This is a genomic window from Streptomyces lydicus (assembly GCF_001729485.1).
Classification (GTDB): domain Bacteria; phylum Actinomycetota; class Actinomycetes; order Streptomycetales; family Streptomycetaceae; genus Streptomyces; species Streptomyces lydicus_D.
Map to the genome: position 1 here is coordinate 2,258,539 of NZ_CP017157.1, position 21,526 is coordinate 2,280,064.

Genomic DNA, 21,526 nt, shown 5'->3' on the forward strand with positions numbered 1-21,526 from the left:
GGCCGTTCCGCGTCCCGGGCGACCGCCGCGACGGCACTGCGCACGGGCCGTGTGTACGGCCGTGTGCCGCACTCGTACGCTCGGGCGCATGGTGTATCTGACCCTCGCCGGCGCGATCCTCTCCGAGGTCCTCGCGACCACCGCGATGAAGTACAGCGACGGCTTCAGCAAGCTGTGGCCGTCGCTGGCCACGGCAGTGGGCTACCTGCTGGCGTTCGCGCTGCTGGCCCGGACGCTGAAGTCGATGAGCGTGGGCACCGCGTACGCCATCTGGGCCGGCGCCGGCACGGCGGTGATCGCGGCGATCGGCATGGTGTTCCTGGGGGAGAGCGCGAGCGCGCTGAAGATCGTCGGGGTGCTGCTGGTGATAGCCGGGGTCGCGGTGCTGAACCTGGGCGGTGCGGCGCACTGACGGCCCGCCGGCACGGCCCCGGCCGGCCTCGTGCGGCCCTACGAGTCAGGTGGTGCGACCGTACGGACCGGGCCCGAGCACTGAGACCGGTTCGCCTCGGCGGGGGCCCTGCGGTTAGGTTTCCAGCATGACCGATGCTGCTGCTTCCGCTTCTTCCCGTACCACCGGCGCCGTCGCCGCCGGGCTCGCCACCGTCACCCCCGACGGCACCGTCCTCGACACCTGGTTCCCGGCGCCGGAGCTGGTCACCGTGACCGCCGAGGGCCCCGGCCCGGCCGGCACCGAGCGCCTGGAGGACGCGCGCGCCGCCGAACTGCTGGGCGCCGCCGCGCTCAAGGCGATCGGTCCCGACCCGGTCCGCGACGTCGAGGTGGTCGCCGTCCGTACGGTCATCTCCTCCCTCGACGACAAGCCGCTGGACGCGCACGACGTCTACCTGCGTCTGCACCTGCTCAGCCACCGTCTGGTCAAGCCGCACGGGCAGAACCTGGAGGGCATGTTCGGCCTGCTGTCCAACGTCGCCTGGACCTCGCTGGGCCCGGTGGCCGTCGACACGCTGGAGACGGTGCGGCTCAACGCCCGCGCCGAGGGGCTGCACCTCCAGGTCACCAGCGTCGACAAGTTCCCGCGGATGACGGACTACGTCGCGCCCGCCGGCGTGCGGATCGCGGACGCCGACCGGGTCCGCCTGGGCGCCCACCTCGCGGCCGGCACCACCGTCATGCACGAGGGCTTCGTCAACTTCAACGCCGGCACGCTGGGCACCTCCATGATCGAGGGCCGGATCAGCGCGGGCGTGGTCGTCGGCGACGGCTCCGACATCGGCGGCGGCGCCTCCACCATGGGCACCCTGTCGGGCGGCGGCAAGCAGATCATCTCGATCGGTGAGCGCTGCCTGCTCGGCGCCGAGTCCGGCATCGGGATCGCGCTGGGCGACGAGTGCGTGGTCGAGGCCGGCCTGTACCTCACCGCGGGCACCCGGGTCACGCTGCCCGACGGGCAGATCGTCAAGGCCCTGGAGCTGTCCGGCGCCGACAACATCCTCTTCCGCCGCAACTCCACCACCGGCACGGTCGAGGCCCGCCCGAACAAGGCGGTCTGGGGCGGCCTGAACGAGATCCTGCACAGCCACAACTGAGCAGGCGCACGACGCAGCGGGCCCGCACCACGGCGGGCGCGCGGACGGCGACGGCCCGGCGGAGCACCTCCGCCGGGCCGTCGCCGTTGCCGCGCCGTTCAGGCCGGGCAGAGACGCCGATAGGGTTGGGCCATGCGTGATCTTGTAGCGGGGATGCGGTATCTGGGGGCGGGCCAGCGCTGGGTGGCCCGGCACGGCCGGTGGTGGGGGTTCGGACTGATTCCGGCGCTGATCGCGCTGGTGCTGTACGTCGGGGTGCTCACCGTGCTCGCGCTGTGGGCCGGCGACCTCGCGGCCTGGGCGACACCGTTTGCCGACGGCTGGGGCTCGCCCTGGCAGGGGCTGCTGCGCGGGCTGTTCGTGGCGCTGCTGTTCGCCGGCGGGCTGACGCTGTCGGTGCTGACCTTCACCGCGGTCACCCTGCTGATCGGCGACCCCTTCTACGAGTCGCTGTCGCAGAAGGTCGAGGAGAGCGAGGGGCACTGCCCGCCCGGGCCGGACCTGCCGCTGTGGCGCGAGCTCTGGACCGGGCTGCGGGACAGCGTCCATGTGCTGCTGCGCGCCGCGGGCTTCGGGCTCCTGCTGTTCGTCCTGGGCTTCCTGCCCTTCGTCGGGCAGACGGTGATCCCCGCGATCGGCTTCTGCGTCTCCGGCTTCTTCCTCGCCGTCGAGCTGACCTCGGTGGCCATGCAGCGCCGTGCCGTCCCGGTCCGCGAGCGGCTGCGGATGCTGCGCGGCCGGAAGGCCCTCGCGGTCGGTTTCGGCACCCCGCTGGTCCTGCTGTTCCTGGTGCCGTTCGTCGCGGTGGTGCTGATGCCGGGCGCGGTGGCCGGCGCGACGCTGCTGGTCCGGGACCTGGCGCCGGACGAGCAGCCGGCTTCCGGGCCGGACGGGGACGAGGTCGCGGGCGCCGGCCGGGCGGCCGGTTCCGGCGCGGCGCCCGCGCCGTACCCTGCTAGCCAGGGACAGCCGCAGCAGCCATCGCAGGCACCCCCCGTCCCGCCCGGGCCGTCCGGTCCAGGGTCGTCCGCAGCGCGTCCACCAGCCGGCTGGTGAGCCGGTCGTCGGCGTCCAGCAGGGGGCCGCGGACCGGTCCCGCGGGCAGCCCGAGGTGGCGCAGCAGTGCCTTCGCGGCGACCGTCCCGGGGGTCAGGGAGCCGGTCACCGCCTCGATCAGCGGGATCAGGGCGAGCTGGCGGCGGGCGGCCTCGGCGGTGTCGCCGGCGTCGTGGGCGTCCCGGACGGCGCACACGGCCCGCGGCGCGATGTTGCCGGCGGTGCTGACGCAGCCCGCGGCGCCGAGCGCCCGCAGCGACAGGATCTGCTCGTCGCTGCCCGCGTAGTAGGCCAGGCCCGTCGCGGCCAGTACCTTCGCCGTCTTCAGCACGTCGTTGCCGCAGTCCTTGACGCCCGCGATCCGCGGGTGGTCGGCCAGCCGCAGCAGGGTGTCGGCGGTCAGCGCGGTGCCGGTGCGGCCGGGGATGTCGTAGAGCAGCACGGGCAGGCCGGTGGCGTCCGCGACGGTGCTCAGGTGGTGGGCGACGGCCTCCTGGGTCGGCCGGGAGTAGTACGGCGTGACCACCAACAGGCCGTGCGCGCCCGCCCGTTCGGCGGTGCGGGCCAGTTCGACCGAGTGCCGGGTGTCGCTGGTGCCGACCCCGGCGGTGATCCGGGCCCGGTCGCCGACCGCCTCGACGACGGCCCGCAGCAGGGTCTCCTTCTCGGCGTCCGAGGTGGTCGGGGACTCGCCGGTGGTGCCGCTCAGCACCAGGGCGTCACAGCCGCCCTCGTCGACGAGGTGCGCGGCGAGCCGCTGCGCGCCGTCCGGGTCGAGCGCGCCGTCGCCGGTGAACGGGGTGATCATCGCGACGGCGGTGCGGCCGAACGGCGCTGCGGTGGGCGGCGGGGTGAGGGGTGCGGTCACGGAGTCCATGGGGGGAGTGTGCTGGCCCATCATGTTTCACGTCCACTTAGTTGTACTGTGGTGAATTCTTAAGGATCGCTACGTTGTGGGGTGGCCGGGAAGCGGAACGGCCGCCGCACCTCACGGTGCGACGGCCGCTCGGGCTTCACAGGCCCATCACGCGTCAGTCAGGCCATTCCGCGAACGCTTCAGGTCCTGGGTGCGCTCGGATGCGGACTCCTCCGACGGCTTGCGCCCCTTCTGCTGGTCGGAACGCCGCTCGGCGGCACGGTCCTTGTTACCCGACTTACGGTTCTGCGCCTTCGGCATGATGACTCCTCATGTCTCGCCGAATGTTGCTTACGTGCCCAGTACCGCACCCCCGGCGAGAGTTGGCGCCCGGGCCGGGGCCAGTCGGGTGACGGCGGTGTCACACCCGGTGACCCACGGGCCCCGGTTTCAGGGCCGGATCCGCAGCACCTGCGGGTCGTGGTCGCTGGCCTGGTCGGCGAACTCGGCGTTGACGTGCACGATGTCGTAGTCCGGCCGGGCCAGGTGGCGGCTGGTGAGGATGTGGTCGAGCACCTGCGAGTTGCCGTTGTAGACGTAGCCGTACCGCTCGGCGCGCGGCAGCCCGCCGACCAGGTCGGTGAGCACCCCGCCGGCGGTGAGGTCCTTCAGGGCCGGCGAGAACTGGTAGTCGTTGAGGTCCCCGGCCACCACCACGTCGGCCTTGGGGTCCTTGGCCAGCAGCTCCTTCACGAACCCGTTGACCAGCCCGGCCTGCGCGGTGCGCTGGGTCTCCGAGCTCCGGGCCGGGGGCTGGAACCGGCTGTCCAGGCTCTGGTCGCCGCCCTTGGAGTTGAAGTGGTTGGCGATCACGAAGATCCGGCTCCCCGGCCGGTTCCGCAGCGAGAACTGGCCGACGAGGGGCTTGCGGCTGGTCTTCCAGGCCGGGTCGGTGGGCGCGATCCGGCCCGGGGACACGGACAGGGTGGCCCTGCCGTGGTCGGCGACCGCCTTCACCGGGGTGGTGGCGTCCCCGCCCTTGATGTCGGTGAAGGACACCCGCTCCGGGTTGAACAGGAACGCGGTCCGGATGTTGCCGCCGGGCTGCCCGCCGTCCTGGTCGTTGACCGGGTCGATCTGCCGCCACTCGTACGCCGGGCCGCCGGCCGCCTTGATCGCGTCGGTGAGCTTCTTCAGGGTGGTGCCGGCGGTGACGGTGCCGTCGTCGGTGGGGCCGTTGTCGTCCTGGACCTCCTCCAGCGCGACGACGTCGGGGGAGGACAGGTGGTGCACCAGCGCCGTGGCGAGCCGGTCGAACTTGGCCTGCGGGGTGGCGGGGGAGAGGTTCTCGACGTTGTAGGTGGCCACCGCCAGCTCGTCGGACTTCTGCTTGCGGGTGGCCTCCGGGGCGGCGCCGCGGCCGGCCAGCTTGCCCAGCTCGGTGGCCTGGAGGGTGTAGCCGCCGAAGTTGTCGTAGTCCAGCGGTCCGGCGGTGGTGCCGGCCAGCCGGCTGCCGACGTCGGCCACCGGGAACGGCCGCTCGGCGAAGGGGATCAGGGAGGCCACCTTGACCCGGCCGCCGTTCGGGTCCGCGTAGGAGCGGTAGAGGGCGCCGCCGCGGGCCGTCCGGTTGTGCTGCGGCTCGGCGGTCACCCACAGCTCGTGGTAGGCGTTGGTCGGGCCGACGACCGGGGCGTCCGCCACCGAGACCCGCATGCCCTCCAGCGACTCGTAGCGGTCCAGCGCGTACGAGCCCGGGCGCAGCTTCAGCGACTCGATGCTCTTGCCGCCCGCGGCGGGGGCGTACCGGTTCGGCACCGAGACCGCGTTGAGCTTGAAGGCGGCCGGCAGCGGGTTGCCCGCGGAGACCTTCTGCCAGGTCGCCTTGGTGATCTCGGTGACGGACTGCAGCCCGGCGTCCTTGCCGCCCGGGTAGTACTCGCTGACCGTGCCGGAGACGGTGACCGCGTCACCGACGGCCACCTGCGGGGTCTCCTTGCCGGTGAAGACGAAGACCGCCTCGCTGGTGGCCGGGTCGTCGTCCGGGTGCGGGTCCTGGACCCAGAAGCCGCGCGACGAGCCGAACGCGCGGACCGCGGTGACCGTGCCGGGCACCCCGCTGACCTGCTGCCCGGCCAGCGGGGATATGCGAGTGCTGCCCTGGATGTCGTGGATCCGGGTGCCGGCCGCCGAGGCGGACTGCGTGGCGGTCAGCAGCCCGCCGGCGAGGGCGGCGGCGGCCACCGCGGCGACGGTGACCGGTCGGCGGAGCGGACGACGGGACGGCATGCGTGCCTCCGAGAGGAAATGGGGGGTGAACGGGGGTGTCACGGCACTGTGCGCGCAGGGCCGGGCCCGTGCGCGCTACGCGCGTCAATCTCCGGTGTGCGCAAGGGAGTTGTCAAGGTTCTTCGGGTGACCGGCAGGCAGCCGGGGGGTGAACCGTCCGAGATACGGAGAATTCCGTCTACGCTTGGGCCGCGCACGAGCCTGTCGTCCGTCCGAGGAGCTGAGCACCTGATGTCCGCAGACCGCCCCACCCTGCCGCCGGTGCGGCTGCACTCCGAAGCGGAGCTGGCCCGGGACGCGCTGAGCGCCCCCCTGATGGCCCGGGCGGCCAAGCTCGCCCGGTGGGCCGAGCGGGGCGTCCCGGTCGGTGTCGGCGGGGAGATCCTCCAGGGCGCGCTGGCCGACGCCACCGAGCACCTGGGGCTGGCCGGCGACGAGGACGGGCCCGCCTACGCGGCCGAGGCGTGGCAGCTCGCGGTCGACACCGGCCTGGTCGAGATCGAGGAGACCGAGGAGATCGCCGAGGACGGCGAGGGGTTGCCCGACGACGACGCCGCCGTCGGCACCGCCACCCCCGGCGAGGAGCTGCGGCTGCTCACCTCCGGCAGCCCGCAGGACATCCTCGACATCTGGCTCGGCGGCATGGAGACCGTGCTCGCCGACGCGGCCGCCCCCGACCTCGCCGACCTGGCCGACCAGCTCGCCGAGGGCGGCGAACTGGATCTCGACGCGCTCGACTGGAACCCCGAGCAGGAGGCCGAGCTGCTCGACGGCATCCTCGGCAACCTCTACCTGCTCTCCGCCCTCGCCGAGGGCGACCAGGACGTGCCGCTGCCCGCCCTCGCCGCCTCCATGATCGTCCCCGACGACATGGAGGAGCCCACCGACGACATCCTCGAAGAGGTCTCCGAGGCGATGATGCGCCTGGACGACCAGTTCCGGGTGCTGGAGCCGATCGGCCTGGTCGCGTACCGGCCGGTCGACGAGGCGCTCATCGAGGAGCTGGACGAGGAGGGCGAGACGGTCGTCACGCCGGGCTCCACGGGGACGCCGCACGCCGCGCCGCTGACCGACGAGGACGTGTCCCGCTACGGCATGGTCCGGCTCACCCCGCTCGGCGTCTACGCGGTCCGGGCCCGGCTGCTGGACGCCGGCGCCCACGCACCCGCCGTCGGAGACCTCACCGACAAGGGCGCCGACGTGCTGCTCGACGCGCTGCCCGACTACCCCCAGGCGCTCTCCCAGGCCGAGTCCGAGCAGTGGCTCGCCGCCCGCACCCCGCTGGACGCCGCCCGCGACCTGCTCGCGGCCGCCCGCGGCGACGACGAGGGCGCCCCGCGCCGCCGCCTCGCCGCCCAGCAGACCCTCTCGCTGGTCCCGCCGGAGGCCGAGCCCGCGCTGCGCGAGGTGCTCGACGACCGGCAGCTGGGCGGCCTCGCCCGGGTCTGGCTCGCCGAGCGCGGCCTGCCCGGCATCCCCGAGCCGTCCCAGGACATGATCTTCTGGCTGACGGTGGACACCATCGCGGCCCAGCTGGACGGCGCCGACGAGGGCACCGAGGCCGAGCTGCGCGACCTGGTCCAGGGCCTGACCGACCAGCACAGCGGGTTCTTCGACACCGCCTGGCGGGTCGACCACCCGGCCACCGCCGACGTCCTGGAGGCGATGGGCCGGCTGCACCCGGACAAGAAGTCCGCCAAGGACGCCCGCAAGGCCGCGTTCAAGGCGCGCTCCCGGCAGTCGGACTGACCCCAGGCACCGCCACCGCACGGGGCGGGCCGGGCCGCACGTCGGCCCGGCCCGCCCCAACTGCTTCCTGGATGTCGCGCCGCGTTCAACTGGAGTTCGACGGCGCACGAGAGCGTGAGCGGCGCAGGCACACGGGCGTCGAAAACCGGCCATCCAGGAGATGACAATGCCGCTCACCCGAAGAGACTTCGCCAAGCGTTCCGCCTTCGCCGGCGCGGGGGTCGCGCTGGCCGGCAGCGTCAGCGTGCTGGCCACCGCACCGGGCGCGCTCGGCGAGGAACTGCCGGACCCCGCCGCGGACGGCACGGCGGCGAGCCACGGCATCGGCTACGGGCCGCTCGTCCCCGACCCCGACGGTATCCTCGCCCTGCCCGCCGGGTTCTCGTACAAGATCATCACCCATTCCGGGGTCACCACCCTCGACAGCGGAGAGTCCACCCCGTCCAACCACGACGGCACCGGCGCCTTCGCGGGCCACCGCGGCACCACCCTCCTCGTCAACAACCACGAGCTGAAGGGCCCGCGCGCCAACTGGCCGCACCCGGTGCCGCTCACCGAAGGACTCGTCTACGACCCGGCGGCGTCCGGCGGCTGCACCGTCGTCGAGGTCGCCAAGGACGGCACCCCGGTCGGCGAGCGGGTCGGCATCGCCGGTACGTCCACCAACTGCGCGGGCGGCACCACCCCTTGGGGCACCTGGCTGACCGGCGAGGAGACCGAGGACCGGGCCGGCGAGCACGGCATGACCAAGGACCACGGCTACGTCTTCGAGGTCGACCCGTACGACCTCCGGGCCGGCCGCGACCCCCGGCCCGTCAAGGCGCTCGGCCGCTACGCCCACGAAGCCGTCGTCGTCGACCCCCGGCGCGGCCACCTCTACCTGACCGAGGACGCCGCCGGACCCAACGGCCTCTTCTACCGCTGGACCCCGCCGCACGGCTTCCACCACGGCCGCGGCAAGCTGCGCACCCTGGCCGGCGACGCCGGCGTGCTCCAGGCGTTCAAGTGCTTCGACTCCGGCGGCCGGTTCGTCGACGACCTCTCGCGCGCCACGAAGACCGGCACCGTCTACGGCGTCGACTGGGTCGACGTGCCCGACCGCGACGCCCGCACGGTCTCGGTGCGCAAGCAGTTCGGGGCCGGCGAGGTCACCCGCGCCCGCAAGCTGGAGGGCCTGTGGTGGGCCGACGGCGGCGCGTACGTCGTCTCCTCCTACGCCCGCGAGGAGAGCCCGGTCCAGCACGACGGGCAGGTGTGGTTCTACGACCCGCGGCGGCGGACCCTCACCCTGAAGGTCCTGCTCGGCGTCAACCCCGACCCCGGGAAGGACGGCGCGTTCGACGGCCCCGACAACATCACCGTCTCCCCCTACGGCGGGCTGATCATCGCCGAGGACGGCGAGGGCGTCCAGCACCTCTTCGGCGCCACCGACGACGGCCGCACCTACCCGCTGGCCCGCAACGAGCTCAACATCGGCACCGCCGACAAGCCGGAGTTCAGCGAGTTCACCGGCCCGGTCTTCTCCCCGGACGGACACACGCTGTTCGCCAACATCCAGGAGCCCGGCATCATGCTCGCCATCACCGGCCCCTGGAAGCGGCACGGCCGCCGCTAGGCGCCGCCCTCCTCCTGCCCGCGGCGGCGGCCGGCCGCTCCGCCGGCCGCCGCCGTCAGGAGGTAGTAGTCCAGCAGACCCGCCCGGTAGGACGTCAGATAGCGGCGCGCCCAGCCGTCCCGCGGCTCGTGCTGCTGGGCCAGATACCGGTCGTAGGGCTCCCACACCCCCGCACCGACCGCCCGCACCCGGACCTCGCGCAGGCCCGCCGCGGCAAGCGCCGCGACCACCTCGTCGACCACGTACGGCACGTCCAGGCCGTCGGCGTACGGCGGCAGCAGCCCGGGCAGCTCGCGGGCGGCCGCGCGGGTGCGGGCGAAGAACGTCGTCAGCGCCAGCCGCCCGCCCGGGCGCAGCACCCGCGCCGTCTCCCGCGCGAAACCGGGCAGGTCCCGGGAAGTGCTGCGCGGCCTCCACGGAGTACACCGCGTCGACGGCACCGCCGGGCAGCGGAACGCGCTCGGCGGCCCCCAGCACGAACTCCAGCCGGCCCGTCCCCGCCGCCCGCGCGTCGAGCAGCGCCGCGTTCGCCTCCCGGGCGCGGGCGATCTGGTCGGGGTGCGCGTCCAGACCGGTCACCGCGCCCAGCCCGTACTCCCGCAGGGCCAGCGCACAGCCCAGCCCGCGCCCGCAGCCGACCTCCAGCGCCGAGCGGCCCCGCGCCGGGCCGAGGGCGCCGAGCACCAGACGGTAGAGGTCCTGCTCGCTGCGCACCCGGTCGGCCTCGGTCAGCCGGCGCCCGGCGGCCTGCGGCACCCCGGCCCAGTAGCCGAAGTTGATGAAGCCGCCGGCGAAGGCCGGGACGGTGCTGAGGTCGTGCTCGCCGTAGATCTTCGCGACCCGCTCGGGAAGGTCCGGCGGCTCGGCTGCGCCGTCCGGATGATCCGCGGGGCCGGCCGCGCCGTCCTGCGGCTGCTGCTGCGGCATCGGACGCTCCTTGTGCCGCCCGAAGCGCGGGCGGGGAATCTCGCGGGCGTACGGACGTTGAAGCAGAGGTGGTGAGCTCGACGACACGGACGACACAATTCTCGGTCCTGGACCGTTCCCGCACCAGGGAAGGGCATCCGGACGCGGCGGCGCTGCGCGACACCGTCGCCCTGGCGCGCCGCGCCGAACAGCTCGGCTACCACCGCTTCTGGGTGTCCGAGCACCACGGCGTGCCCGGACCGCCGGGTCGGCGCCCACGGTGCTGGCTGCCGCGGTGGCCGCGGCGACCACCACGATCCGGGTCGGCACCGGCGGGGTGATGCTGCCCAACCACCGGCCGCTGGTGGTCGCCGAACAGTTCGGGGTACTGGAGTCGCTCTTCCCCGGCCGGATCGACATGGGCCTGGGCCGGTCGGTCGGCTTCACCGGCGGCATCCGCCGGGCGCTGGGCACCGGGAAGGACGCCGCCGAGGACTTCGGCGCCCAACTCGCCGAACTCCTCGGCTACTTCACCGGTACCCAGACCGTCCACCCGCAGGTCCACGCCCGGCCCGCCGAGGGGCTGCGGATACCGGCGTTCGTCCTGGCGACCGGCGCCGGTGCCCGGGTCGCCGCGGAGGCCGGGCTGGCGCTGGTCGTCGGCGACCTGCGCGACCGCCGCAGGATGCTGGACGCGATCGCCGCCTACCGGGACGCGTTCCGCCCGTCGGTCCGGTGGCCGCGCCCCTACGTCGTCATCTCGGGGACGGTGGCGGTCGCCGCCACCACCGCGCGGGCGCGCCGGCTGCTGCTGCCGGAGGCCCGGGCCCTGGCGTACTCCCGCACCCACGGCGTCTTCCCGCCGCTGCGGCCCGCCGACGACGGCCCGGTGGCCGCGGCCGCGCTGACGGAGCGTGAGCGCGGGTTCTACGAGGACGCGCTGCGCGGCCAGCTCCACGGCACGGAGGAGCAGGTCGCGGACGCCCTCGGCACGCTGATCGACGCGGCCGCCGCGGACGAGGTACTGGTCACGACCAGTACCTACGACCGTGCGGCGCTGCTGGAGTCGTACGAACGGCTGGCGCGGGTCGCCGGGCTCACCGGGCGCACGGGCGGCCCGGTGCCGGCGGTGTGACGGGGGCCGGCCGGGCCGTGCGGGGCCCGGCGGCCGCCCGTGTCACAGCGCCTGGCCGCCCGGCTTGACCATGCCGCGCACCGTCCGCGCGTCGACGAATTCGCCCAGCGCGGTCATTTCCCACTCGCCGGAGAACTGGCGGATCAGCTTGGCCATCATCACGCCCGTACGGGGCTCGGCGTGGGTGAGGTCGAAGCGGACCAGTTCCTCGCCGGTCTGCGCGTCGACCAGGCGGCAGTACGCCTTGGCGACGTCGGAGAACTTCTGGCCGGAGAAGGAGTTGACGACGAAGACCAGGCCGGTCACCTCGGGCGGCAGGCCGCCGAGGTGGACGGTGATCGCCTCGTCGTCGCCGGCGCCCTCGCCGGTGAGGTTGTCGCCGGAGTGCTGGACGGCGCCGCCGAGGATCATCAGCTTGCCGAAGAAGCAGTTGTCGATCTTCTTGCGGTCCGGGCCGTAGGCGATGACGGAGGCGTCGAGGTCGATGTTCTTGCCGCGGAAGGCCGGCTCCCAGCCTAGGCCCATCCGGACCGAGCCCAGCAGCGGCCGGCCGCCCTTGACCAACGAGACGGTCTGGTTCTTCTGCAGGCTGACCCGGCCCTTGTCGAGGTTGACCTTGCCGGTGCCGGGGGCGGCGGCCGGTGCGGGCGGGGCCGGGGGAGCGGCGGCCGGCGGCGGGGCTACCGGGGCCGGGGCGCCGGCCGGCGGCGCCCAGTGCTCGGCGGGTGCCGGGGGAGCGGGGGGTACCGGGGGTGCCTGCGGGGCGGCGGCCGGGGCGGCCGGTTCGTCGACGGTCACGCCGAAGTCGGTGGCGATCCCGGCGAGGCCGTCGGCGTAGCCCTGGCCGACCGCGCGCACCTTCCAGGCGCCGGCCCGCCGGTAGATCTCGACGACCACCAGCGCGGTCTCGGTGCCCAGCCGTGGCGGGGTGAAGGAGGCGAGGGCGCTGCCGTCGTCGGCGTTGCGGACCGTGGCGGTGGGCTCGGTGCCGGCGAAGGTCGCGCCGGCGGCGTCCAGGCTCGCGGTGACCACGATCTTCTCGATGCCGTCGGGGACCGCGGCGGTGTCCACCGTGATGGTGTCGCCGCCGGCGGGCGCCGCGGAGTGCGTCACGCCCGGCCCGGCGGGCTGGTTGTAGAAGACGAAGTCGGCGTCGGAGCGCACCTTGCCGTCGGCGGCGAGCAGCAGGCCCGACACGTCCAGCCGCACGGGGGCGGTGACGTCCACCGCCACCCGCGCGGCGTTGAGCGGGAGGTTCGAGCCAGGAGTCATAGCGGTCATGCCGGGACCAACGATCGGCCCGTCTTTGCGGTTCCATTACCCGCGGGCGGAAGGCCGCCCGGCGCGCCGGTCACCGTCGTTCGCGGGAGTTGCCGAAGAGCAGCCGGTAGGCGATCAGCAGGACCAGCGCCCCGGCGATCGAGGCGATCCACATGGACGGCTCGCCGAAGTCCTTCGGTATCGGGCGGTGCAGGATCTTGGTCGACAGCCAGCCGCCGATGAAGGACCCCACGATGCCGATCAGGGTCGTGCCGACGATTCCGCCCGGGTCCCGCCCCGGCAGCAGGACCTTGGCGACGATGCCCGCGATCAGCCCCAGTACGAGCCAGCTGACGATGCCCATGATGCGTTTCCTCGTTCCTGCGCGGTGGTCGGTACACCCACCAGGACGCCACCGGGGCGGCGCGGGTTCCGCGAGGTGGCGCGGCCCACCCGCGGGCGGCCGGCGGTCAGTGCGGCCACTGCGGCGGGTCGGTGCAGAAGGCGCCGCCGAGGTGGGCGTGCGCGGGATCGGCGGGGTCCAGTGCGCCCTGGGCCGCGAGGAGTTCCGCGGCGTACGGCTCGGAGTCGTCCTGCGGCTCGTAGCCCAGGGCGCGGGCGGAGGACAGGTCCCACCACAGGCGGGTGTTGGCGGAGGAGCCGTAGACGACGGTGTGCCCGACTCCGGGGGCGGTGAGCGCGGCGTGCAGCAGGCGGGCGCAGTCGGCCGGGCTCAGCCAGATCGACAGCATGCGCACCGAGGTCGGCACCGGGAAGCAGGAGCCGATGCGGACGGAGACGGTTTCGATGCCGTGCACGTCCCAGTAGAGCGACGCGAGGTCCTCGCCGAAGCCCTTGGAGAGGCCGTAGTAGGTGTCGGGGCGGCGGGGCGTGTCGACCGGGATGGCGGCGGAGCCGTCCGGGGGGCGCGGGGTGAAGCCGACGGCGTGGTTGGAGGAGGCGAACACGACCCGGCGGACGCCCGCCTCGCGCGCCGCCTCGTACACCTGGTAGGTGCCCTCGATGTTGGCGCGCAGGATCTTCTCGAACGGTGCCTCCAGCGAGATGCCGGCGAGGTGGACGATGGCGTCGACCCCGCGCACGGCCGCGCGCAGTGCCTCCTTGTCGGCCAACTCGGCGGTGACGGCGTCCGGTTCGCCGTCCGTGGTCTCGACGGGGCGCTGGTCGAAGAGGCGCAAGCGGTAGCCGTGGGGCGGCAGCAGTTCGCGCATCAGGGTGCCGAGGCCGCCGGCGGCGCCGGTGAGCAGGACGGTGCGGGGTGCGGTCATGGCGGGTACTCCTCCGGCTGAACTGCGGGCTTGTCGATCTGAACGAGGCACGGGCGGTACGGATGTCCGCGGTGGTTCACGGTCCGGGCCGAAGACGACGCGGGGGCGAAACGGCGGGGAGGCGGCTGGGGGGGCGAAGCCAGCCGAAAGGCTGTATCCGCGAACGGCATTCAGGTGGATGGACAACGTAGGAAGCCGCATCGTCGCCGGTCAAGACGGTTGACGGATCCGGAAAATCCGCTTGTGACACGGCAGTTGTGCGCTCTTGACCGGTACCGGAACGCTGCTTTAGCGTAACGTCGTTCAGAAATATGGACGCAGATCAGAAACGTGCACGAGTATGTCAGGGAGAGCCCGTGACCGCACAGCCTCCCCCAGCTGACGCTGGGAGGTCCCCCCAACTCGCCGACCGTCTCGACGGACTGCTGTTCTTCCCCGTGACCGCGTACGCACCCGACGGCGCCCTGAACCTCACCGCGTTCCGCGCCCATGTGCGCGCCGGCATCGACGCGGGCGCGGCCGCGGTCTTCGCCTGCTGCGGCACCGGGGAGTTCCACGCGCTCACCCCCGAGGAGTTCGCCGCCTGCGTCACCGCCGCGGTGGCGGAGGCCGACGGCCGCGTCCCGGTCGTCGCCGGCACCGGCTACGGCACCGCGCTCGCCGCCCGGTTCGCCCGTCTCGCCCAGGACGCCGGCGCCGACGGGCTGCTCGCCATGCCGCCGTACCTCGTCACCGCGGGCCAGGAAGGACTCCTGCGGCACTACACCGCCCTCGCCGCCGCCACCGCCCTCCCCGTCATCGTCTACCAGCGCGACAACGCCGTCTTCACCCCGGCCACCGTCGCCGCCCTGGCCAGGACCCCCGGCATCATCGGTCTCAAGGACGGCCTGGGCGACCTCGACCTGCTGCAGCGCATCATCAGCACCGTCCGCACCGACGCCCCGGACGAGGACTTCCTCTACTTCAACGGTCTGCCCACCGCCGAACTCACCGGCCCCGCCTACCGGGGACTCGGCGTCCGCCGGTACTCCTCCGCCGTCTTCGCCTTCGCCCCCGACATCGCCGTCGCCTTCCACCGGGCGCTGACCACCGGCGACGACGACACCGTCACCCGGCTGCTGGACGGCTTCTACCGGCCGCTGGTCGAACTGCGCAACCAGGGCCGCGGCTACGCGGTCTCGCTGGTCAAGGCGGGCGTACGGCTGCGCGGGCCGGACGTCGGCGAGGTCCGGCCGCCGCTGAGCGAACCGGCCCCCGCGCACGTCGAGGAGCTGGCCGCGCTGATCGACCACGGCCTGGCCCTGCTGCCGGAGGCGCCCGGGGCCGGTGCCTGATGCGCGCCGCCGCCTTCCTCTATCCCTGGGACGTGATCGGCGACCCGTACGCCCCCGGACGCCTCGCCGCCCTCGGCGTCCAGCAGGCCACCCTGGCCTCCGCCTATCACTCCACCCGCGCCCTCACCCCGCGCCACCCCCGCCACCGCATCGTCACCGCCCGGCACGCCGCCGTGCTCTACCCGCCGTACCCCGCCCGCTGGGCCCGCCGCACCCTGCGCCCGTACGGCCAGGACTGGGTGGCGGGCCCGGACCCGTTCGGCGCGGCCACCCGGGCGCTGACCGACGCCGGCCTGGAGGTGCACTCCTGGGTCGTCCTCGCCCACAACTCCCGCCTGGGCGCCGACCACCCTTCCGCCGTCGTCCACAACGCCTACGGCGACCCCTACCCCTGGGCCCCGTGCATCGCCCGGCCCGAGGTGCGCGCCTACCTCGTCACCCTCGCCGCCGAGGCGGCCGTACGGCCCGGCGCCCGGGGCACCGAGCTGGAGTCCTGCGGCTGGTACGGGCTGGCCCACCTGCACGCCCACGACAAGACCGCCGGGGTGCCGCTCCCCGGCGCCGCGCAGTACCTGATGTCGGTGTGCTTCTGCCCGGTCTGCGCCGAGGGCTACGGTGAACTCGGCGTGCCCGCAAGGGAGTTGAGGGAAGCGGTGGTACGGGCCATGGCACCGCTGTGGGCGGGCGGCCCGGTCCCGGCCGGGGGCGGCGGCCGGGCGGGCGAGTGGGCCGCCGTGGAGGCGCTGCTCGGCGCGGAGCCGGCGGGGGTGCTGCGCACCTGGCGGGACCGGGCCGCGCGCACGCTGCAGCGCGCCGCGGTACGCGCCGTACGGGACGCCGCGCCGGACGGCTTCCGGGTGCTGCTGCACGCCGATCCCGCCGCGCACCGCTGCGGCGCCAACGCCGGGGTGGACCCGGCGGACGTCCTCGCGCACGCCGACGGGGTGGTGCTGCCGTGCACCGGCGACGCCGACGCCCGCGCCGACGTCCTCGCCCCGTTCGCCGACCGCCCGGTCGCCGCCACGGTCGCCGCCAACCTCACCGTGGTCTCCGGCATGGGCGGCAGCCCCCGCACCCTCGCCGCGGACGCCACGCACGCCGCCGCACTGGGCGCCAACGCCCTGCGGCTCTACCACGCCGGGCTGGCGAGCGACGCCGATCTGGCCGCGGTACGGGAGGCGTTGGGCACGCTCGCTTGAGGGGCGGGCGGCGGACCCGGTATCTGCCGGAGGGGCGGGCGGCGGACCCGGTACCCGCCGGGCGGAACCCCTCCGGCGCTCCGGCAGAGCACTGGTCCCGCTTCCGGGACTGCTCCAGTCCTGCTTCCGGGGTCGCTCCGGTCCTGCTTCCGGGGTCGCTCCGGTCCCGCTTTTGGGACTGCTCCGGTCCCGCTTCCGGGGTCGCTCCGGTCCCGCTTTTGGGACTGCTCCGGTCCCGCATCCGGGGCTGCTCCGGGACAGATCCGGGACCGCTCCGGGACGCCCGCCGCGTCCCGGCCCTCCCCGCTGGGCAGGGCAACCACCGGGGGCCCATCGAACCCCTACGGGCCGCTCCCTACGGGCCGCCGCCTCCCAGCAGCCGCCGCCTCCCCCACAGGCCACTCCCACAGGCCGCCCCCCCCACGGACCGCCCCCCACAGGCCGCTCCCCCCACACACTGCCCCCCACGAGGCCGTCACCCCGGCCGGACGAAGCCGCACTCGTACGCGGCGATGACCGCCTGCGTCCGGTCCCGCACCCCCAGCTTGGCCAGTACGCCCGCCACATGTGTCTTCACCGTGGCCGGTCCGACGCCCAGCCGCCCGGCGATCTCGGCGTTGGTCAGTCCGGCCGTCATCAGCCGCAGCACCGCCTGCTCCCGTTCCGACAGCCGGGCCCGCAGCCCCCGCACGGTGTCCCGCGCGGCGCGCTCCCCGGCGTGCCGGGCGGCCAGGCGGCGCACCGCCGCCGGGAACAGCAGCGAGTCGCTGCGCGCCACCAGCCGTACCGCCTGGACCAGGTCCTCCGCTCCGGACCGTTTGAGCAGGAAGCCGCTGGCCCCGACCCGCAGCGCGTCGTACACGTACGCGTCGTTCTCGAAGGTCGTCACGACGATGATGCGCGGCGGCCGGTCCGTGCCGGCGAGCACCTGCTCGGTCGCGCGGATCCCGTCGATCTCCGGCATCCGTACGTCCATCAGCACGACGTCCGGCCGCAGTTGACGGATCAGGGGCACCGCCTCGGCGCCGGTCGCCGCCTCACCGACGACCTCCATGTCGGCCTCGGCCCCCAGGATCGTGCGCAGTGCCGTGCGCACCATCCGCTCGTCGTCGGCGAGGAAGATCCGCAATGCCTGCGGGGACCGGGGGCCGGTGGACGGATCGTCCGTCCCGCCGCCGGGACGCGCACCGATGCCGTCGTCGTGCGTCGTGCTCATGGTGTGCCCGCCCCCGTCGTGTGCTCGTCGCGGTCCCGCATCACGGTCCGTCCGCCCCCGTCGTGTGCTCGTTCTTCCCCGTCAGCGGCAGCCGGGCCGTCAGCCGCCATACGCCGTCCCGGGCCGTGGCCGTCGCCTCGCCGCCCAGCAGCCGGGCGCGCTCGGCGACACCGCGCAGCCCCCGGCCGCCACCGGTACGCGCCGGCGCGGCCGGGTCCGGGCCGGTACCACCCGCCGCTACCGGGCCGTTGTCGCCCGCCGCGACCGGATTCTCCATCCGCAGCGTCAACTGGCCGCCGTGCACCCGCAGTCGCAGTCGTACCGGCACCGGTCCGGCGTGCCGTAGCGCATTGCTCAGGCCCTCCTGCACGATCCGGTACGCCTCCCGTGAGACCACCGGCGGCAGCCCGGCGCACCGTTCCTCGACCGTGGCCTCCACCGCCACTCCCGCCGCGCGGGTCCGGTCGAGCAGCGCGTCCAGCCCGTCCAGAGTGGGCGCGGGCGCCGACGGGTCGGTGCCGTCCTCCTCGCGCAGCAGCCCCAGTACGGTGTCGAGTTCGGTGACCGCCGCACGGGTGGTCTCCTCGATGGCGGTGAGTGCCTGACGGGCGAACTCCGGGTCCTTGTCCAGTACCCGGCGGGCCGCGCTCGCCTGAAGGGTGACGGCGCTGAGCGCGTGCCCGACGGAGTCGTGCAGTTCGCGGGCCAGCCGGTTACGGGTCGCCAGATCGGCGGCCCGGCGCTCGGCCGCGGCCAGCCGGTCGGCGGGGGTGGGCCCCAGCAGCACCGGCGCGCAGCGGGCCAGCAGCACCCCGGACGCCCAGGCGGTGCTGGCGACCAGGGCCAGCAGCGCCAGCCCGGCGAGCGGGCCGAGCACACCGGGCAGGGCCTGCATCCAGGGCGGTACGGAGCGCTGCAGCGGGGGCGTGAACGGCAGCACCAGCAGCACCACCGCGGCCGGCGGAGCGGCCAGCGTCATCCCGCTGACGACCCCGCCGGCCAGCAGATGCGCCACGAACCACAGCGCGGTGCGCCGACGGGCCGCCCAGGAGAGGGCGGGCCCGTCGGCCAGCCGCTCCGCCGGGAGGAAGCACAGCGTCCGTACGGCGGTCACCTCCAGGGGCCGCAACTGAGGGAGGAGGAGGGCGACCAGGGCGGCGAGCGGCAGTGCGCAGCCGAACGAGGTGAACTGCACGCCGGTAGTGAGCAGCGGATCGGCGCCGTCCGTCACCAGTCCCACGAAGACCGAGGCCAGCAGGTGGAACGGCATCAACAGCGCGCCGCCCAGGATGAGATGGATCCAGCGGGCGCCCAGCAGCCGGATCGGCCCCCGGGGCCGGCGCGCTATGCGCACCGCGCGGCCCCGCGTTCGGCGAGGAAGTGGGCACCGGCCGCGGCCGCGAGCATCCCGATGATCATCTGCACAGCGTAGGTCAGGCTCAGTACGGCCACCGCGGCGGCGGGGCGCGGGACCCTGGCGGCGTGAGTGCTCATGCCGCCCAGGCTTCCGGCGGCGCGGTCCGGTCGCCTCGGCCGTGCCGACGATCCGCCTCCGCCGCACGGGGGAGGGGGCCGTCGGCCCCGTGCCTCAGAGCCGGCGGGTGGCGAGCGCCAGCCGGTCGCGGGCGTCGAAGAGGGTGTCCTTGATCATCTGCTCGTGGTCGGGGGTCAGCCGGGCCACCGGCACCGAGCAGCTGATCGCGTCCCGGGCCGGGGTGCGGTACGGGATCGCGACGCCGAAGCAGCGCAGGCCCAGGGTGTTCTCCTCGCGGTCGACCGCGTAGCCCTGCTCGCGCACCGCGTGCAGTTCCTCGATCAGCTGCTCGTGGTCGGTCAGGGTGTGCTCGGTCAACTGCGCGAGGGTCGGCGGCAGCATCGCCCGGACCTGGTCGTCGGTGTACGTCGCCAGCAGTGCCTTGCCCAGCGAGGTGGAGTGCGCGGGCAGCCGCCGGCCGACCCGGGTGAAGGGCCGCAGGTAGTGCTGCGACTGCCGGGTGGCGAGGTAGACGACGTTGGTGCCGTCGAGGCGGGCGAGGTGGATGGTCTCGGTGGTGTCGTCGGAGAGCCGGTCCAGCGTGGGGCGGGCGGCGGCCACCACCTCGTCGCCGTCGATGTACGACGTGCCGACCAGCAGGGCCCGTACGCCGATGCCGTAGCGGGTGCCGGTGGCGTCCGTCTCGACCCAGCCCAGGTCGACGAGGGTGCGGAGCAGCATGTACAGACTGGACTTGGGGTAGCCGACGGCTTCCTGGACGGAGGCCAGCGAGTGCATGCCGGGCAGGCCCGCGAAGTACTCGAGCAACTCCACGGTCCGCACGGCGGACTTGACCTGCGATCCACCGGTATCGCCAGCTGACATCGCCCTTGACCCCTCTGTTCGGACAGCCATAGAGTCCCAGTTGTTCACCATCCGGGATGGCGTTCAGCATATCGAACGAGGTCCGGTGTGCTGCAAGGTCCGGACGGTCCCGGAACCCTCAGAACGACTCGCACGGCATCGCCCGGGAGGAATGCACGGTGGCAGCGGCAGCAGCAACACCAGTCTGGAGTGTCGACCCCCGAACCGGGAAGCGGCGGGAGCAGGTTGCGGTGGAGGCCACAGCCGACGAGGTGGACGGCGCGGTACGCACCGCCCGCGCCGCCTGCGGCGCGCTCGCCGACCGGTCCACCCGCGCCGCGCTGCTGCGCCGCGCCGCCACGCTCCTCGACGAGGCCGGTGAGGCCGTCGTCGGGGTCGCCGACGCCGAGACCGCGCTCGGCCCCGGCCGGCTCACCGGTGAACTGGGCCGCACCACCTACCAGTTGCGCGCCTTCGCGGACGTCGTCGACGAGGGCGCCTTCCTCGGCGTACTGATCGACCACGCCGACCCCGGTCTCGCCCCGCCCCGGCCCGACCTGCGCCGCTACAAGATCCCGCTCGGCCCGGTCGCGGTCTACGCGGCCTCCAACTTCCCGCTCGCCTTCTCCGTCCCCGGCGGCGACACCGCCAGCGCCCTCGCCGCCGGCTGCCCCGTCGTCGTCAAGGCCCACCCCGACCACCCCGCCACCTCCGAGCTGTGCGCCGCGCTGCTGCGCCGCGCCGCCACCGACGTCGGCCTGCCGGCGGGCGTGGTCAACGTCGTCCACGGCTTCCAGGCCGGCCTCGACCTCGTCCGGCACCCGCTGATCACCGCCGCCGGCTTCACCGGCTCGGTGCGCGGCGGCCGCGCCCTGTACGACGCGGCCGCGGCCCGCCCGCACCCGATCCCCTTCCACGGCGAACTGGGCAGCCTCAACCCCGTCGTGATCACCGAGGCTGCGGCCGAGGAACGCGCCGAGCAGATCGGCGCCGGGCTGGCCGGCTCGATGACCCTCGGCGTCGGCCAGTTCTGCGTCAAGCCCGGCCTGGTCCTCGCGCCCGCGGGAGCCACCGGCGACCGGCTGCTGAAGGCGCTGACCGCCGCGGTCAGCGACACCGAGGCGGGGGTCCTGCTCGACCACCGCATGCGCGAGGCGTTCCTCGACGGCGTCCGTGCCCGTGCCGTACTCCCCGACGTCGAGGCGCCGGTGACCCCGGGCGCGGGCGGCGAACACACCGTCAGCGCCGGCTTCCTCGCCGTACCCGCCGCCCGCCTCACCGCCGACGGGCCGCACGACCTCCTGCTGGAGGAGTGCTTCGGTCCGGTCACCGTCGTCGCCCGCTACACCGACGAGGCCGAGATCGGCGCCGTCCTCGCCCGGCTCCCCGGCAACCTCACCGCGACCCTGCAGCTCGGCGACGAGGAGGGCGCCGGCACCGACGGGGCGGGGCGCGGCGCCCGGCTGCTCGCCGAGGTCACCCCGCTCGCCGGCCGCGTCGTCGTCAACGGCTGGCCCACCGGTGTCGCCGTCGCCCCCGCCCAGCACCACGGCGGCCCCTACCCGGCCACCACCTCCACCGCCACCTCCGTCGGCGGCACCGCCGTCGAACGCTGGCTGCGCCCCGTCGCCTACCAGGACACCCCGCCCGCCCTGCTGCCGCCCGAACTGCGCGAGGACAACCCGCTCGGCCTGCCCCGCCGGGTCGACGGCCGCGCCGAGCACCCGTAGGGCC

At 74.4% G+C, this 21,526-nt stretch carries 19 protein-coding genes and 2 pseudogenes; 9 read left to right on the plus strand and 12 right to left on the minus strand.

Annotated features, from left to right (window positions below; all coding sequences use genetic code 11):
* Positions 1-88 precede the first annotated feature (88 nt).
* The 3 genes from SL103_RS09680 to SL103_RS09690 all read left to right on the plus strand — a co-directional run bounded on the left by SL103_RS09680 (position 89) and on the right by SL103_RS09690 (position 2,606).
* Positions 89-412, plus strand: a complete 324-nt coding sequence (locus tag SL103_RS09680) for a DMT family transporter (protein ID WP_069568326.1) — start codon at positions 89-91, stop codon at positions 410-412.
* 127 nt (positions 413-539) lie between these two features.
* A complete protein-coding gene (dapD, locus tag SL103_RS09685) occupies positions 540-1,550 on the plus strand; it encodes a 2,3,4,5-tetrahydropyridine-2,6-dicarboxylate N-succinyltransferase (RefSeq protein ID WP_069568327.1) in 1,011 nt (336 codons plus the stop codon).
* Positions 1,551-1,682: 132 nt separating this feature from the next.
* Positions 1,683-2,606 (plus strand): EI24 domain-containing protein, encoded by a 924-nt coding sequence (locus tag SL103_RS09690; protein WP_079145659.1) that lies wholly within the window; start codon positions 1,683-1,685, stop codon positions 2,604-2,606.
* Here the strand turns inward: SL103_RS09690 and dapA are convergent.
* From dapA to SL103_RS09700, 3 genes are all read right to left on the minus strand, one after another.
* The gene (dapA, locus tag SL103_RS09695; RefSeq protein WP_079145660.1) at positions 2,506-3,483 is read right to left on the minus strand and encodes a 4-hydroxy-tetrahydrodipicolinate synthase; all 978 of its coding nucleotides are present in this window, start codon (positions 3,481-3,483) and stop codon (positions 2,506-2,508) included. The two genes, SL103_RS09690 and dapA, sit on opposite strands and share 101 nt — an antisense overlap.
* 147 nt (positions 3,484-3,630) lie before the next feature.
* Positions 3,631-3,783, minus strand: coding sequence for a hypothetical protein (locus tag SL103_RS37720; protein ID WP_164492777.1), 153 nt, complete (start codon positions 3,781-3,783; stop codon positions 3,631-3,633).
* A gap of 129 nt (positions 3,784-3,912) precedes the next feature.
* The gene (locus tag SL103_RS09700; protein ID WP_069568331.1) at positions 3,913-5,751 is read right to left on the minus strand and encodes an endonuclease/exonuclease/phosphatase family protein; all 1,839 of its coding nucleotides are present in this window, start codon (positions 5,749-5,751) and stop codon (positions 3,913-3,915) included.
* A 231-nt stretch (positions 5,752-5,982) separates the two neighbouring features.
* Between SL103_RS09700 and SL103_RS09705 the strand changes: the two genes are divergently transcribed.
* A complete protein-coding gene (locus tag SL103_RS09705; RefSeq protein WP_069568333.1) occupies positions 5,983-7,500 on the plus strand; it encodes a hypothetical protein in 1,518 nt (505 codons plus the stop codon).
* Positions 7,501-7,666: 166 nt separating this feature from the next.
* Positions 7,667-9,115 carry an alkaline phosphatase PhoX gene (locus SL103_RS09710; RefSeq protein WP_069568335.1) on the plus strand — a complete coding sequence of 483 codons (1,449 nt, stop codon included), beginning with the start codon at positions 7,667-7,669 and terminating at the stop codon, positions 9,113-9,115.
* Here the strand turns inward: SL103_RS09710 and SL103_RS39380 are convergent.
* A complete protein-coding gene (locus SL103_RS39380) occupies positions 9,112-9,474 on the minus strand; it encodes a hypothetical protein (RefSeq protein WP_347877837.1) in 363 nt (120 codons plus the stop codon). The two genes, SL103_RS09710 and SL103_RS39380, sit on opposite strands and share 4 nt — an antisense overlap.
* 79 nt (positions 9,475-9,553) lie before the next feature.
* A pseudogene (locus tag SL103_RS39385) lies at positions 9,554-10,042 on the minus strand (class I SAM-dependent methyltransferase); the annotation flags it as partial.
* 71 nt (positions 10,043-10,113) lie between these two features.
* Between SL103_RS39385 and SL103_RS09720 the strand changes: the two are divergent.
* Positions 10,114-11,156: pseudogene (locus SL103_RS09720) on the plus strand (MsnO8 family LLM class oxidoreductase).
* A 42-nt stretch (positions 11,157-11,198) separates the two neighbouring features.
* Here the strand turns inward: SL103_RS09720 and SL103_RS09725 are convergent.
* The 3 genes from SL103_RS09725 to SL103_RS09735 form a co-directional block, all read right to left on the minus strand.
* Positions 11,199-12,428, minus strand: coding sequence for a TerD family protein (locus SL103_RS09725; protein ID WP_069568337.1), 1,230 nt, complete (start codon positions 12,426-12,428; stop codon positions 11,199-11,201).
* A gap of 79 nt (positions 12,429-12,507) precedes the next feature.
* Complete coding sequence (locus SL103_RS09730; protein WP_033270542.1) at positions 12,508-12,780, minus strand: GlsB/YeaQ/YmgE family stress response membrane protein; 273 nt, start codon at positions 12,778-12,780, stop codon at positions 12,508-12,510.
* Positions 12,781-12,886: 106 nt separating this feature from the next.
* Positions 12,887-13,705, minus strand: a complete 819-nt coding sequence (locus SL103_RS09735) for an NAD-dependent epimerase/dehydratase family protein (protein ID WP_069568339.1) — start codon at positions 13,703-13,705, stop codon at positions 12,887-12,889.
* A gap of 356 nt (positions 13,706-14,061) precedes the next feature.
* On the opposite strand from SL103_RS09735, the gene SL103_RS09740 reads away from it, so the two are divergent.
* Both SL103_RS09740 and SL103_RS09745 read left to right on the plus strand, forming a co-directional pair.
* Complete coding sequence (locus tag SL103_RS09740) at positions 14,062-15,039, plus strand: 5-dehydro-4-deoxyglucarate dehydratase (RefSeq protein WP_069568341.1); 978 nt, start codon at positions 14,062-14,064, stop codon at positions 15,037-15,039.
* On the plus strand, positions 15,039-16,238 hold the full coding sequence (locus tag SL103_RS09745; protein WP_069568343.1) for a hypothetical protein: 1,200 nt from the start codon (positions 15,039-15,041) through the stop codon (positions 16,236-16,238). Before SL103_RS09740 ends, SL103_RS09745 begins: the two co-directional genes overlap by 1 nt.
* 475 nt (positions 16,239-16,713) lie before the next feature.
* Here the strand turns inward: SL103_RS09745 and SL103_RS09750 are convergent, their stop codons facing one another.
* The 4 genes from SL103_RS09750 to SL103_RS09760 all read right to left on the minus strand — a co-directional run bounded on the left by SL103_RS09750 (position 16,714) and on the right by SL103_RS09760 (position 19,813).
* The gene (locus tag SL103_RS09750) at positions 16,714-17,454 is read right to left on the minus strand and encodes a response regulator transcription factor (protein ID WP_279631143.1); all 741 of its coding nucleotides are present in this window, start codon (positions 17,452-17,454) and stop codon (positions 16,714-16,716) included.
* Between the two features lie 40 nt (positions 17,455-17,494).
* A complete protein-coding gene (locus tag SL103_RS09755; protein WP_079146204.1) occupies positions 17,495-18,724 on the minus strand; it encodes a sensor histidine kinase in 1,230 nt (409 codons plus the stop codon).
* 74 nt (positions 18,725-18,798) lie between these two features.
* On the minus strand, positions 18,799-18,948 hold the full coding sequence (locus tag SL103_RS37725) for a hypothetical protein (protein ID WP_164492778.1): 150 nt from the start codon (positions 18,946-18,948) through the stop codon (positions 18,799-18,801).
* 94 nt (positions 18,949-19,042) lie between these two features.
* On the minus strand, positions 19,043-19,813 hold the full coding sequence (locus tag SL103_RS09760; RefSeq protein WP_069568345.1) for an IclR family transcriptional regulator: 771 nt from the start codon (positions 19,811-19,813) through the stop codon (positions 19,043-19,045).
* A 158-nt stretch (positions 19,814-19,971) separates the two neighbouring features.
* Between SL103_RS09760 and SL103_RS09765 the strand changes: the two genes are divergently transcribed.
* On the plus strand, positions 19,972-21,522 hold the full coding sequence (locus tag SL103_RS09765; RefSeq protein WP_079145662.1) for an aldehyde dehydrogenase (NADP(+)): 1,551 nt from the start codon (positions 19,972-19,974) through the stop codon (positions 21,520-21,522).
* The last annotated feature ends 4 nt before the right edge of the window (positions 21,523-21,526 follow it).

Bases quoted from the DNA above. Each gene is read 5' to 3' on its own strand.
- SL103_RS37725 (WP_164492778.1), bottom strand. From the start codon at position 18,948: ATGAGCACTCACGCCGCCAGGGTCCCGCGCCCCGCCGCCGCGGTGGCC.
- SL103_RS09710 (WP_069568335.1), top strand. From the start codon at position 7,667: ATGCCGCTCACCCGAAGAGACTTCGCCAAGCGTTCCGCCTTCGCCGGC.
- SL103_RS09700 (WP_069568331.1), bottom strand. From the start codon at position 5,751: ATGCCGTCCCGTCGTCCGCTCCGCCGACCGGTCACCGTCGCCGCGGTG.
- SL103_RS09750 (WP_279631143.1), bottom strand. From the start codon at position 17,454: ATGAGCACGACGCACGACGACGGCATCGGTGCGCGTCCCGGCGGCGGG.
- SL103_RS09680 (WP_069568326.1), top strand. From the start codon at position 89: ATGGTGTATCTGACCCTCGCCGGCGCGATCCTCTCCGAGGTCCTCGCG.
- SL103_RS09730 (WP_033270542.1), bottom strand. From the start codon at position 12,780: ATGGGCATCGTCAGCTGGCTCGTACTGGGGCTGATCGCGGGCATCGTC.
- SL103_RS09725 (WP_069568337.1), bottom strand. From the start codon at position 12,428: ATGACTCCTGGCTCGAACCTCCCGCTCAACGCCGCGCGGGTGGCGGTG.
- SL103_RS09735 (WP_069568339.1), bottom strand. From the start codon at position 13,705: ATGACCGCACCCCGCACCGTCCTGCTCACCGGCGCCGCCGGCGGCCTC.
- SL103_RS09760 (WP_069568345.1), bottom strand. From the start codon at position 19,813: ATGTCAGCTGGCGATACCGGTGGATCGCAGGTCAAGTCCGCCGTGCGG.
- SL103_RS09755 (WP_079146204.1), bottom strand. From the start codon at position 18,724: ATGCCGTTCCACCTGCTGGCCTCGGTCTTCGTGGGACTGGTGACGGAC.
- SL103_RS09705 (WP_069568333.1), top strand. From the start codon at position 5,983: ATGTCCGCAGACCGCCCCACCCTGCCGCCGGTGCGGCTGCACTCCGAA.
- SL103_RS09745 (WP_069568343.1), top strand. From the start codon at position 15,039: ATGCGCGCCGCCGCCTTCCTCTATCCCTGGGACGTGATCGGCGACCCG.
- SL103_RS37720 (WP_164492777.1), bottom strand. From the start codon at position 3,783: ATGCCGAAGGCGCAGAACCGTAAGTCGGGTAACAAGGACCGTGCCGCC.
- dapD (WP_069568327.1), top strand. From the start codon at position 540: ATGACCGATGCTGCTGCTTCCGCTTCTTCCCGTACCACCGGCGCCGTC.
- dapA (WP_079145660.1), bottom strand. From the start codon at position 3,483: ATGGACTCCGTGACCGCACCCCTCACCCCGCCGCCCACCGCAGCGCCG.
- SL103_RS09690 (WP_079145659.1), top strand. From the start codon at position 1,683: ATGCGTGATCTTGTAGCGGGGATGCGGTATCTGGGGGCGGGCCAGCGC.